The organism is Planobispora rosea (genome assembly GCF_014648175.1).
Lineage (GTDB): Bacteria > Actinomycetota > Actinomycetes > Streptosporangiales > Streptosporangiaceae > Planobispora > Planobispora rosea.
Genome location: NZ_BMQP01000006.1, coordinates 235,188 through 247,578, shown reverse-complemented (window position 1 = coordinate 247,578; position 12,391 = coordinate 235,188). Strand labels below are relative to the sequence as shown.

Here is a 12,391-nt window from a genome sequence, read left to right as displayed (position 1 = left end):
TCCCCCCTGCCCGCAGTCCCCTCCGGCTCCCCCGCCTCCGCCGCATCCTCCGGCGCTCCCGGCGCGGACCCGTACACCGCCGACGAGATGATGACCGTGGCCGCCGCCCGGCGGCTGCGGGGCGGCTCCTGCTTCGTCGGCATCGGCCTGCCCAGCGTCGCGGCCAACCTCGCCCGCCGCACCCACGCCCCGGACCTGGTGCTGATCTACGAGTCCGGGACCATCGGCGCCAAGCCCGAGCGCCCGCCGCTCTCGATCGGGGACGGTGAGCTGGCCGAGACCGCCGACGCCGTGGTGAGCGTCCCGGAGATCTTCAACTACTGGCTCCAGCCCGGCCGCATCGGCGTCGGTTTCCTCGGCGCGGCCCAGATCGACCGGTTCGCCAACATCAACACAACCGTGATCGGCACCTACGACGACCCGAAGGTCCGACTGCCCGGCGCGGGCGGGGCACCGGAGATCGCCGCCTCCTGCCGCGAGGTGACCGTGATCGTACGGCAGAGCCCGCGCACGTTCGTCGAGCGCGTGGACTTCGTCACCTCGGTCGGCTTCGGCTCGGGCCCCGGCGACCGGGAACGCCTGGGCCTGCGCGGCAGCGGCCCCCGGACGGTCATCACCGACCTCGGCGTGCTCGAACCCGACCCCGTCACCTGCGAACTGGTCCTCACCCACCTGCACCCCGGTGTCACCGTCGACCGGGTCCGCGCCGCCACCGGCTGGGATCTCGCGGTCGCCGCCGACCTGCGCGAGACCGAGCCCCCCGGTCCGCGGGAGCTCGCCGCGCTGCGCGCCCTCACCGGCCGGCAGGGATAGCGGGGCCTACCGCTAGGGTTCGATCGGACGAGGAGGTGCAGATGGCCGAACCGGTCGACCGAGGCTCGGATCACGTGCAGTCGCTGGCCAGGGGGCTGGCTGTGATCAGGGCGTTCAGCGCGGCCTCCCCCGAGCTCACGCTCAGCGAGGTGGCCCGCGCCACCGGCCTGACCCGTGCGGCGGCCCGGCGGTTCCTGCTGACCCTCGTGGATCTGGGCTACGTGCGCACCGACGGGCGGTTGTTCGCCCTGTCGCCCCGCATCCTGGAGCTCGGCTACGCCTACCTGTCCAGCCTCACCCTGCCCGAGGTCGCCGAACCGCACCTGGAGCGGCTCGTCGCCGAGATCCACGAGTCCGCCTCGGTGGCGGTGCTCGACGGCGAGGACGTCGTCTACGTCTCCCGGGTGGCCACCAGCAGGATCATGCGGGTGACGATCAGCATCGGCACCCGCTTCCCGGCCCACTGCACCTCGATGGGACGGGTGCTGCTGGCCTGGCTGCCCCCGGACCAGCTCGACGCCTACCTTGAGCGCGCCGAGCTGCGCGCGTTCACGGGCCGGACCGTCACCACCCCCGCCGCGCTCCGCGCCGAACTGGACAGGGTCCGTTCCCAGGGATGGGCCATGGTCGACCAGGAACTGGAAGAGGGACTGCGTTCGCTCGCCGTCCCGATCCGGGAGCGCTCCGGCCGGGTGGTCGCGGCGATGAACGTCTCCTCGCACGCCAGCCGGACGACCCCCGAGTCCGCCCGGCGCGACCTGCTGCCGCACCTTCTCGCGACGGCCGCACGGGTGGAGGCCGACCTGCACGCGACCGGGACGCGGGGCACCGCCCTGCCCCGGTGAACGCCGACCAGGTGAACACGGACCAGATGAACACGGACCAGATGCGCGCTACCCCGACGGACACCTCACCGATGGACACCGCACCGATGGACACCGCACCGATGGACACCCCACCGATGGACGGTGTCATGCCGACCGGCGGAAGCACCGCCGCCCCGGCCCCCGAAACCAGAGAGCGCTCCCCGGGAACGACACCCGATGACAACGTTGTCTGGGCACGCGACCTGGGTAATGATCGAGCCGTGTCAGGGAGCATCCAGGGACGTCCCACGATGAAGGACGTCGCGGCGGCGGCCGGGGTCGCGCTCAAGACGGTCTCCCGGGTCGTCAACGACGAGCCGGGGGTCAGCCCCGCCATGGCCGAGCGGGTCGCCGCCGCCATCGAGCGGCTCGGCTACCGGCGCAACGAGAGCGCCCGGGTGCTCCGCCGCGGCCGGACCGCCACCATCGGCCTGGTGATCGAGGATGTGGCCGACCCGTTCTACTCGGAGATCAGCCGGGCGGTCGAGGACGTGGCGCTCGAACACGGCTCGCTGGTGCTCAGCGGCTCCTCGGGAGAGGATCCCCGCCGCGAGCGGGAGCTCGTGCTCACCTTCTGCGACCGCCGGGTGGACGGGCTGATCATCGTGCCCGCCGGGTCCGACCACGAGTATCTCCTTCCCGAGCTCGACGCGGGCGTGCGCGCCGTCTTCGCCGACCGGCCCGGCGGGCTGGCCGAGGTGGACACCGTCCTCTGCGACAACGTCGGCGGCGCGCGCACCGGAGTGGCCCATCTGATCCGGCACGGTCACCGCCGCATCGCGTTCCTCGGGGACAGCGAGGCCATCTTCACCGCCCGGGAACGCCTGGCCGGTTACCGGCTGGCGCTGGCCGAGGCGGGCCTGCCCGCCGACGAGTCACTGATCACGATGGGTCCGGAGTCGCGGACCGGGGCCGCGCTGCGCGCGATGCTCGCCGCTCCCGATCCGCCCACGGCGGTGTTCACCGGCAACGGGCGGATCACCGTGGCCGCCCTGCGTACCGGCCACCGCCCGGCCCTGGTCGGGTTCGACGACTTCGAGCTGGCCGACGCCCTGACGCCCGGCGTGACCGTGGTGGCCCAGACCCCGGGCGGGCTCGGCCGCACCGCCGCCGAACTGCTCTTCCACCGGCTCTCCGGCGGGTCGGGCCCCGCCGAGCGCATCGAGCTCCCCACCCGGCTCATCCCCCGCGGCTCGGGTGAGCTCCCACCCTGACCGCTACGCGCTGACCGATCCGGCGCGAGGCACCGTGATCCTGCACGAGTCTCCGGATGGCCTGGCCGGAAGTGTCCTGTACCACCGCCGCCCCGGGCGGAGGGCATCCGGACAAGCGCGTTGAGTCACCGGGCGGGTTCTGCCCGGTTCAGCCCTTCAGGGCGCCGGCCATCAGGCCGCGCATGAAGAAGCGGCCGAGGAGGACGTAGACGACCATGGTGGGGATGGAGGCGAGCAGGGCGGCGGCCATCTGCTGGCTGTAGGGGACGGTCTGGGCTCCGGCGATGTTGTTGAGCATGACCGTGGTGGGCCAGCTGCGCGGGCCGGTGAGGAAGACGGCGAACAGGAAGTCGTTCCACAGGGCGGTGAACTGCCAGATGATCACGACGGCGAAGGCCGGACCGGAGACCGGCAGCACCACCGACCGGTAGGTCCGCAACATCCCCGCGCCGTCTACCCGGGCGGCCTCGATGACCTCCCCGGGGATGGTGACGTAGTAGTTGCGGAAGATCAGTGTGCAGATCGGGATGCCGTAGACCACGTGCGCCAGGACGAGACCGGGGATGCCGCCGTAGAAGACTCCGTCCAGCCCGGTGAGCTCGTTGAGCCCGGACAGCAGCTGGACGAGCGGGATCATGACCCCCTGGTAGGGGATGAACATCCCGAACAGGAACAGCGTGAACACCACGTCCGCCCCCGGGAACCGCCACTTCGACAACACGTAGCCGTTCATCGAGCCGAGCGCCGCGGAGATCAGCGATCCCGGTACGGCCAGCAGCACGCTGTTCCAGATCCCCGGTGCCAGTTTCTCCCACGCCACCCGCCACGGCTGGAACGTCCAGATCTCGGGCAGCGCCCAGGCCCGGGACGGGTCGGCCTCGGTCAGCGGCTTGAAGCTGGTGACGAGGAGGACGTAGACCGGGGTCAGGAAGACCACGACGAAGACCGTCAGCACGACCAGCCGGACGCCGCGGGCCCACCGCGCCCGCCGTACGGCCCGCTCGCCCCGGTCCCGGGACGGCGCACGCTCCTCCCGCGCGTCTGCCACGGCCGTCACCGGTGACCCTCCTTCACGTCTGCCACGGTCGTCACGAGCGTCTCTCCTTCCGCAGCGACCAGACGAGATAGGGGATGACGAAGACGCTCACCGCGATCACGATGTAGGCCGCGATGGTGGCGCCCTTGGCCGGGTCGTGGGAGTCGAAGACCGCCACCCACATGAAGACCGCGGGCACGTCGGTGATGATCTGCTTGCCGGAGACCGCGACGATCAGGTCGAATGCCTTCAGCGAGATGTGGCCGAGGATGATGAGGGCCGACAGGGTGACCGGGCGGAGCATCGGCAGCACGATGTGCCGGTAGACCTTCCACTCGGTGCAGCCGTCCACTCGGGCGGCCTCGCGGAGCTCCTCCGGCACGCCTCGGAAGCCTGCCAGGAACAGTGCCATGACATATCCGGACATTTGCCAGATCGCCGGGATGGCCATCGCCGCCATCCCCCAGTCCTGGTCCCGGAACCACCGCCACTGCAGGAACTCCAGCCCGACGACGTCGAAGAGCCGGTTCAGTCCGACCGCCCGCTCGCCGGTGCCGGAGTTCATCAGCCAGCGCCAGACGACCCCGGTCGCCACGAACGAGATCGCCATCGGGAACAGGTAGATCGCCCGGAAGGTCCCCTCGCCCCGGAGCCCCTTCTCCATCAGGAACGCCAGCAGCCAGCCCAGCAGCAGTGCCCCGCCCACGAACACCACCGTGAAGACGATGGCGTGGTTGACCGAGATCGACCAGCGCGGCTGGTCCCAGATCCCGGTGAAGTTCTCCAGCCCGACGAACTTCCCCTCGGACACCTCGTCGTGCTGGTCGGTCATCGCCAGCCGGAAGTTCCAGCCGAGCATGCCGTACACGAAGACGGCGATGGCCGCGATCGACGGCGCCACCAGCAACAGCCCCGGCAGCCATCTGCGCATCCGCGTCACGGACGTCCTTTCCCCGACGTCGTTTTCCCGATGTTCGGCTCCACGGTGTACCTCCCCACGGCGTACGGCCGCGCGTCTCCACGGTGTACGGCCCCTGGGTGCGGCCCGCGCCCGGCGGGCACTTTCCGGGGCGCGGGCCGCACCCCGGAGGTCACCGGCCGGAGGTCACTGACCGGAGTTCTTGGCGGCGTCGGCCAGGGCTTTCTGGAACTCCGCCACGTCCTGGGACTGCTGGAACAGGCCGACCGCCTCGTTGATCGCGGTCCGCCAGGCGTCGTTGACCGTCACGCCGTGCTGGATGGACCCGGCGAGCTTGTTGCTGCCCCAGTCCTTCAGCGCGTCGGCCAGGTAGTCGGTGTAGAGCGAGGTGTCGGCGTCCTTGCGGGCCGGGATCGAGCCCTTCTTCGGGTTGAAGGCGTCCTGGCCCTCCTTGCTCGCGGCCACCTTCAGCCAGGCGATGGCCCCGTCCCGGTTGGGCGCGCCCTTGGGGAGGGTGAAGCTGTCCGACAGCCACATGAACGTGCCGCCGGTACCGGGCGCGGGCGCCCAGTCGAAGTCGGTCTTGGACGTCTTGCCCAGACCGCCGTCCGGCGGGTTGTGGAAGTAGCCGTAGGCCCAGTCGCCCATGATGGTGAACGCGGCCTCGCCGTCGGCCACCTGCTTGGCGGCGGGCTGCCAGTCGTCCTGCGGGTCGCCGGCGTACGACAGGATCGTCTTGAAGTCGTTGAGCGCCTTGGTCATCGCCGGGCCGGACCAGTCGGACCCGGCGGTCCACAGCTGGTTGTAGGCCTCGGTGCCGAGCGAGCCGAGCAGCACGCTCTCCAGCAGGTGCACGACCGTCCACTCCGAGCCGATCGAGAGCGGGATCTTGCCGGCCTGCTTGACCTTCTCCAGCGCCGCGACGAACTCCTCGATCGTCGCGGGCACCTCGGTGACGCCCGCCTCCTTCAGCACGCCGGGGCTGAACCACATCACGTTGGAGCGGTGGATGTTCACCGGAACCGAGTAGATCTGCCCGCCCACGCTGATCTGGTCGATGAGCTGCTGCGGGAAGACCTCCCGGAGTTTCAGCTCGTCGTAGAGGAAGTTGACCGGTTCCAGGTCGCCGGCCTTGATGTAGCCCTGCAACTCGGCGCCCGCGTGGCCCTGGAAGGTGTCCGGCGGGTCGTCGGCCTGGAGCTTGGAGGTGAGCAGGGCGCGAGCCTTGTCACCGGATCCGCCCGCCACCGCCGCGTCGAAGAACGTCAGTCCGGTGTTCCGCTTCTCGAAGATCTCCCGCATCGCCTTCAGGCCGTCGGCCTCGCCGGGCCCGGTCCACCAGGAGAAGACCTCCACCTGCTTGGCCGCGCCCGCCTGCGGACTCTGCCCGGCGCCGCCCTCTTCACCGCCACCGCACGCGGTCAGCGTCAGCATGCCCGCCACGGTGACCGCGACGGCCGCCATCCACCGTCGTCGCATCGCTCCGTCCCTCCTGGGTCGTCGATCGCGGCCCGTACGCCGCCGGTCCCCCGAGAAAGGTGACAACGTTGTCAGTAGGGCAATCAACCCACTCGTACCGTGCGTCGTCAAGATATGTACGGATAACGGCGGATAACGTCTGTGCCACGACGGATATCCGTGGCCCGCGCACGGCCGCCGCCCTGGCGAACTGTCGGTGGCACCGCTCACACTGGCTGCCATGGCGGACACTCCCCCGGCATCGCGCCCACCGGCGCCGTCCCCGGACCCTGATCCCCATCCGGCGGCCACCTCCGGCGCACCCGGCCCCGCACCCGGCCTCGCGCCCGATCCCGAGCCCGATCTCGGTGAGCTCACCTTCTCCGACTGGCACGCCCACGCGGAGAAGCTGGTCGGCATCGGTTTCCTGACCATCGCCCGCCGTCTCCCGGCCCTCATCGCCCACGCCGTACGGCTGGCCTGGCTGGCCAGCCCCCGCGACACCGTCGCCACGATCGCCCTCAGCGTGCTCGGCGGCGTCTTCACCGCCTTCGGGCTGCTGGCCACGACCGGCGTGCTGTCGGCCCTGTTCGAGGCGGGTCCGACTCCGGAGCGGGTCAGGGCCGCGCTGCCCAGCCTGATCCTGGTCGGCGTGGCCGCCGCCCTGCGCACGCTGGTGCAGGCGGGCGCGGGCTGGGCGCAGTCCCGGCTGGACCCGCAGGTCAGCCGGATCGCCGAGGAACGCCTGTACGGCCTGACCAGCCGCGTCGAGCTGGCCGCCTTCGACGACCCCGAGTTCCACGACGCGCTGCAGCGCGCCAGGTCGAGGGGGGTGGCGATGGCCGACACGGTGGTGAGCACCGCCGTCAACCTGCTGACCGCCGCCATCGGCATCACGGCGGCCGCGGGGGTGCTCGGCGTCCTGCACCCGGTGCTGCTGCCGCTGCTGGTGCTCGCGGTCATGCCCGACGCCTGGGCCGCCGTGCGGGCGGCGCGCATGCGCTACACGACGATGTACGCGCTGATCCCCGCCCACCGCCGCAAGTGGATCATCGCCGAGCTGCTCGCCAACCGCGAGCCGGCCGCGGAGGTGCGCTCGTTCACCATGCGCGGCTTCCTGATGCGGATGTACGACGCGGTCTCCCGCGCCGAGCAGTCCATCATGCTGAGCCTCGCGCGGCGGCAGACGCTGGCGCGGCTCGTCGGGGAGGCGCTCAGCGGAGTGGGGACGGCCGCGGTCTACGTCGCCCTCGGCCTGCTGCTGGCCGTCGGCGCGGTGCCGCTGGCGGTGGCGGGCACCGCCGTGCTGGCCATCCAGTCGGGCAAGAGCTCCCTGGCGAACCTGATGTACGCCACCAACCGCCTCTACGAGGAGGGCCTCTACTTCACCGACTTCCTCGACTTCTGCGCCGACGCGGAGACCCGGGTGAGCACCGGGCGCACCGCCCCGGCGCCCCGGGGGTTCGAGCGGATCACCGTCGACGACGTCACGTTCACCTATCCGGGCTCCGGCGACCCCGCTCTGCACGGCGTCTCGATCCACATCGACCGGGGCGAGGTCATCGCGCTCGTCGGCGAGAACGGCTCGGGCAAGACCACCCTCGCCAAGATCCTGTCCGGCCTCTACACGCCGGACGGCGGGCGGGTGCTCTGGGACGGCACCGACCTGGCCGGGGTGGATCCCGACCAGGTCCGCGAGCACATCGCGGTGATCGCCCAGGACCACACGCGCTGGCCGCTGACCGCCAGGCACAACATCGACATGGGCACCGGCAAGGGGGAGCCGGCGCTGGTCGCCGCGGCCGAGGTGGCCGGGGCCGACCAGGTCGTGGCCGAGCTGCCGTACGGCTACAACACGCTGCTCGACCGCCGTTTCAAGGACGGCCAGGAGCTGTCCGGCGGCCAGTGGCAGCGGATCGCGGTCGCCCGCGGTTTCCACCGGGACGCCCTCCTGCTGATCTGCGACGAGCCCACCGCGGCCCTGGACGCCCGGGCCGAGCACGCCCTGTTCGAGCGGATCCGGCGGCACGCCGACGGCCGCACCGTCCTGCTGATCACCCATCGGCTGGCCAGCGTGCGCTACGCCGACCGGATCTACGTCCTGGATCACGGCAAGGTCACCGAGCAGGGCACGCACGCCCAGCTCATGGAGCTCGACGGTCTCTACGCCGACCTCTACACCCTCCAGGCCCGCGCCTACTCGGCCTGAGGCGGCGCCCCGCTCCCGGCCCGGCGCGGCGGCGGGAGTCTGACCGGGGCCGCCGCACCGGCGGTCATCGCAGTACGGCCTGCATGATCGCTCTGGCGACGGGCGCCGCGACCCGGCCGCCGTACCCGCCGCCCTCCACGACGACCCCCACGGCCACCCGGGGGGAACCGGCGGGGGCGAATCCGGTGAAGACGGCGTGGTCCTCCTCGCCGGCCGCGTTCTCCGCGGTGCCGGTCTTGGCCGCCACCTCGACGCCCGGGATGGCGGCCGCCGTACCGGTGCCGCCCGGCTGGGTGACCGTGACCATCATGGCGGCCAGCCGCAGGGCGTCATCGGAGTCGAGCGCGCGGCGGTACTCGGTGGGCACGGTCTTGTCGATCACCGTGCCGTCGCCGAGCCGGATCTCCCTGACCAGGTGGGGATGCATGAGCGAGCCGCCGTTGGCGACCGCCGACGAGATCATCGCGAGCATGAGCGGGGTCACCCGGTCGTCGAACTGGCCGAGCGCCGACAGCGCGGTCTGCGCCGGGTCCATCCCCTCGGGGTAGACGCTCCTGGCCACGGGCATCGGCACGGTGAGGTCCCCGTCGTTGAACCCGAAGTCCTCGGCCTGCTCGCGCAGGGCGTCCTGGCCGAGCTCGACCCCCATCATCGCGAACGGGGTGTTGCAGGACGTCTTGAACGCGTAGGCCAGCGGCGGGTCACCGTCACCGCAGGACGATCCCCGGGCGTTGCGCAGGCGGACGGCGGTGCCCGGCAGCAGGAACGCGGCGGGCGCGCTGACGCTCTCGGCGGGCCCGTAGCCGCCCGAGGCGAGCGCGGCGGCCCCGGTGATGATCTTGAAGGTGGACCCCGGGGGATAGTTCTGCTGGATCGCCCGGTTGAGCAGCGGCCTGGCGGGATCGGCCTGCAGACCGGCGTCGGCGTGGTCCAGGGCCTCCGCGTCGAAGGAGGTGTAGAGGTTCGGATCGTAGGAGGGGAAGGAGGCCATGGCCAGGATCGCGCCGGTGGCCGGGTCGACCGCGACCGCGGCCCCGGGCAGCCCGGTGGCCCGCAACGCCTCGTAGGCGGCGCGTTGCGCCCTTCCGTCGATCGTGAGCCCGACCGTGGCCCCCGCCCCGGTCCCGGCCATGATCGAGCGGACCGTGACCCGGGGGGCGGCACCGGAGAGCACGGCGTCCACGGCGCGTTCGAGGCCGGTGGCGCCGTAGCGCGACAGGTGCCCGGTGACCGGCGCGTACACCGCCCCGCCGGGATAGACCCGCCGGTGCCGGAACTTCCCGTCGCGCTCACGGCTGGTCGCCACGACCGTGCCGTCGCGCAGCCGGATCTCCCCCCTCGGCCGGTCGAACCGGGCGAGCAGCGGCCGCTGGTTGTCCGGGTGCTCCTTCCATCTCCCGGCGTCGAACACCTGGACACGTGTCACGTTGCCGAGCAGCACGAACAGCAGAGCCCCGCAGAGCACGGCGACGTGACGCAGCGGGACGTTGATCCGGCGGGCGCGCGGAGCGGCCATGGGCCCCCTCCCTGAGGTCCGGCTATCCGGTCTAACACCGGCACCGGAAAGCGCCCCTCACCTGCGGGCAAAACCCCCGTACACCCGCGATCCGCCACCCCGCGGCTCCGCACCGGCCCCGGCCCGGTGGACGGCGATCAGCAGCTCACGGAGCGGTAGTAACCGATCTTGTTGCGGATCGCGGTCTGCTTCTCCCTCAGGTTGGCCACCTGGGCCTCCACCCGGCGGTCGTGCGCCTCCAGCAGCGCGATCCGGTCGGGGATCGTGTGCTCACCCGCCCGGACCAGTTCCGCGAAGCGGAGCATCTCGGCGATCGGCATGCCGGTGTCCCGCAGGCACCTGACCATGCCGAGCCATCCGATGTCGTCCTGCGTGAAACGGCGCTGGCCCGCGGCGTTACGGCCGACCGGCTCCAGCAGCCCGATGCGCTCGTAGTACCGCAGGGTGTCCAGGCTGAACCCGGTCTCCTCTGCCACCTGTCCCGGCGTGAACACACTCATGCCCGGCAGCATCGCACCTGGAGTCGGCTCCAGGTCAAGCCGGGGCGTATTTCACGATCATTGCGGAACCTTTCAGGATCGTTGCGGAACCGCCGGATCCCTGCCCGAAGCGGACCCGGAGCGGGACTCCGGCGCGGATCCGGGCCCCGTTTGACATGGAGCTCACTCCAGCTTCCAGTCTGTACGGCATGACACGCATCCCCTTCGCACTGGGCACCATCCCGTTCGGCACGACCGTCGACGAGCGGACGACCTTCGCGATCCTGGACCGGTTCGCCGAGGCCGGTGGCGCGATCCTGGACACCTCGAACAACTACCCCTTCTGGCAGGAGGGGGCGACCGGCGACGAGAGCGAGCTGACCATCGGCCGCTGGCTGGCGTCCCGGGGCAACCGCGAGCAGATCGTGCTGAGCACCAAGTGCGGTGCCCGCCCCACCGTCCCGGGCGACCGTACCCTCGCCTCGGCGGAGGGACTGTCCGCAAAGGTGATCAAGACCGCGGCGGAGGGCAGCCTGCGGCGGCTGGGGACCGACCGCATCGACGTCTACTGGGCGCACATGGAGGACCGGTCGGTCCCGCTGGAGGAGACCCTCGGCGCGTTCGACGAGCTGGTCGGGGCGGGCTCGGTCGGTGAGATCGGCGCCAGCAACATGCCCGCCTGGCGGCTCGAACGCGCCAGGAACGTCTCCCGCGCGAACGGCTGGACGCCCTACACCCACCTCCAGCTGCGCCACTCCTACGTCCGCCCCCGCCCGGACGCCCCGCTGCGATCCGCCGGGCACACGCTGGTGAACGACGACACCCTCGACTACCTGCGGCAGGAGCCGGACGTGTCGCTCTGGGCCTACAGCACCCTGCTGAGCGGCGGCTACACCCGCCAGGACCGCCCCCTGGAGGAGGCGTTCGACCACCCCGGCACCACCCGCCGCCTGGCGGTGCTGCGCGAGGTCGCGGCCGAGCTGGGCGTCACGCCGAACCAGGTGGTCCTCGCCTGGCTGATCGGCGGCTCGCCGGCCGTCATCCCGATCGTGGGCGTGAGCTCCACGGCCCAGCTGGAGGAGGCGCTCGGAGCCGTCGGCCTGAAGCTCGACGACGAGCTCCGCGCCCGTCTGGACGCCGCCCGCTGAAAGGACCGTCGGGGGCTACGCCAGGTAGTCCGAGAGGTAGCGCCGGACCAGGCGCTTGCACTCGGAGACCAGCTCGGGATCGCCTTCCGGCAGGGCCCGGAAGGCGAGCTTGAGCACGGCGTCGGCGGCCTCGACCGCGACCACCAGCGCCCGGTCCAGCCCCGGCGTCACCGGGGCGCCGAACAGGTCCACGATGACCGCCCGGAGCCGGTCGGCCACGACGACGTTGTTCTCCAGAACGGCGTCGAGCATGCGCTCGGTCCCGTGGAGGGCCGGGCCGCCCGGCGCGGACAGCACCTCGCCGAAGTCGACGACGCCGAAGCCGGGGACGGAGCGTTTCATGGCGACGAACTCGTCGATCGCCAGGTCCGCCATGCCGGTCCAGTCGGACGGTCCGGCGTCCTGGATCCGGGCGGTGATCCGGTCGAGGAAAGCCTCCAGGTTGCGCAGGGCGAGCGCGCGCACCAGCCCGTGCTTGTCGGGGAAGAACTGGTAGAAGGTCCCGATCGGGACCTCCGCGCGGCGCGCGACCTCCTTGGTGGTCAGCGCGTCGTAGCCGACCTCGTCCAGCAGCTTCGCGCACTCGTCCAGCATCCGCTCCACCCGCTCCGCGCTGCGGCGCTGGGCGGGGCGACGCCGCAGCGTTCCCCCGGAGACGTTCGTCATCCCCTCATCATCCCTTATGGAGGAGATTGAGCGGCTAACATGAGCGGTACTCATACCATCGGGAGGT

At 71.6% G+C, this 12,391-nt stretch carries 11 protein-coding genes; 5 read left to right on the top strand and 6 right to left on the bottom strand.

Annotated features, from left to right (window positions below; all coding sequences use genetic code 11):
* Positions 1–87 precede the first annotated feature (87 nt).
* The 3 genes from IEZ08_RS08585 to IEZ08_RS08575 all read left to right on the top strand — a co-directional run bounded on the left by IEZ08_RS08585 (position 88) and on the right by IEZ08_RS08575 (position 2,893).
* Positions 88–813, top strand: a complete 726-nt coding sequence (locus IEZ08_RS08585) for a CoA-transferase subunit beta (RefSeq protein ID WP_068929119.1) — start codon at positions 88–90, stop codon at positions 811–813.
* A 41-nt stretch (positions 814–854) separates the two neighbouring features.
* The gene (locus tag IEZ08_RS08580; RefSeq protein WP_068926416.1) at positions 855–1,658 is read left to right on the top strand and encodes an IclR family transcriptional regulator; all 804 of its coding nucleotides are present in this window, start codon (positions 855–857) and stop codon (positions 1,656–1,658) included.
* Between the two features lie 242 nt (positions 1,659–1,900).
* Positions 1,901–2,893, top strand: a complete 993-nt coding sequence (locus IEZ08_RS08575; protein ID WP_373294333.1) for a LacI family DNA-binding transcriptional regulator — start codon at positions 1,901–1,903, stop codon at positions 2,891–2,893.
* 148 nt (positions 2,894–3,041) lie between these two features.
* Here the strand turns inward: IEZ08_RS08575 and IEZ08_RS08570 are convergent, their stop codons facing one another.
* The 3 genes from IEZ08_RS08570 to IEZ08_RS08560 form a co-directional block, all read right to left on the bottom strand.
* On the bottom strand, positions 3,042–3,854 hold the full coding sequence (locus tag IEZ08_RS08570) for a carbohydrate ABC transporter permease (protein WP_229802993.1): 813 nt from the start codon (positions 3,852–3,854) through the stop codon (positions 3,042–3,044).
* A 127-nt stretch (positions 3,855–3,981) separates the two neighbouring features.
* Complete coding sequence (locus tag IEZ08_RS08565) at positions 3,982–4,860, bottom strand: carbohydrate ABC transporter permease (protein ID WP_189241959.1); 879 nt, start codon at positions 4,858–4,860, stop codon at positions 3,982–3,984.
* 174 nt (positions 4,861–5,034) lie between these two features.
* A complete protein-coding gene (locus IEZ08_RS08560) occupies positions 5,035–6,327 on the bottom strand; it encodes an ABC transporter substrate-binding protein (RefSeq protein WP_068926424.1) in 1,293 nt (430 codons plus the stop codon).
* A gap of 220 nt (positions 6,328–6,547) precedes the next feature.
* Between IEZ08_RS08560 and IEZ08_RS08555 the strand changes: the two genes are divergently transcribed.
* Positions 6,548–8,515, top strand: a complete 1,968-nt coding sequence (locus IEZ08_RS08555) for an ABC transporter ATP-binding protein (protein WP_084780652.1) — start codon at positions 6,548–6,550, stop codon at positions 8,513–8,515.
* 64 nt (positions 8,516–8,579) lie between these two features.
* On the opposite strand, the gene IEZ08_RS08550 is transcribed toward IEZ08_RS08555, so the two are convergent.
* Both IEZ08_RS08550 and IEZ08_RS08545 read right to left on the bottom strand, forming a co-directional pair.
* Positions 8,580–10,031, bottom strand: coding sequence for a peptidoglycan D,D-transpeptidase FtsI family protein (locus IEZ08_RS08550; protein ID WP_084780653.1), 1,452 nt, complete (start codon positions 10,029–10,031; stop codon positions 8,580–8,582).
* A gap of 137 nt (positions 10,032–10,168) precedes the next feature.
* Entirely contained in the window at positions 10,169–10,531 is a 363-nt protein-coding gene (locus IEZ08_RS08545) for a MerR family transcriptional regulator (RefSeq protein WP_068929122.1), read from the bottom strand.
* A gap of 188 nt (positions 10,532–10,719) precedes the next feature.
* Here IEZ08_RS08545 and IEZ08_RS08540 point away from each other — a divergent pair, with 188 nt between their 5' ends.
* On the top strand, positions 10,720–11,658 hold the full coding sequence (locus IEZ08_RS08540; RefSeq protein WP_084780655.1) for an aldo/keto reductase: 939 nt from the start codon (positions 10,720–10,722) through the stop codon (positions 11,656–11,658).
* Between the two features lie 15 nt (positions 11,659–11,673).
* Here the strand turns inward: IEZ08_RS08540 and IEZ08_RS08535 are convergent, their stop codons facing one another.
* On the bottom strand, positions 11,674–12,324 hold the full coding sequence (locus IEZ08_RS08535; protein WP_068926427.1) for a TetR/AcrR family transcriptional regulator: 651 nt from the start codon (positions 12,322–12,324) through the stop codon (positions 11,674–11,676).
* Positions 12,325–12,391: the final 67 nt, after the last annotated feature.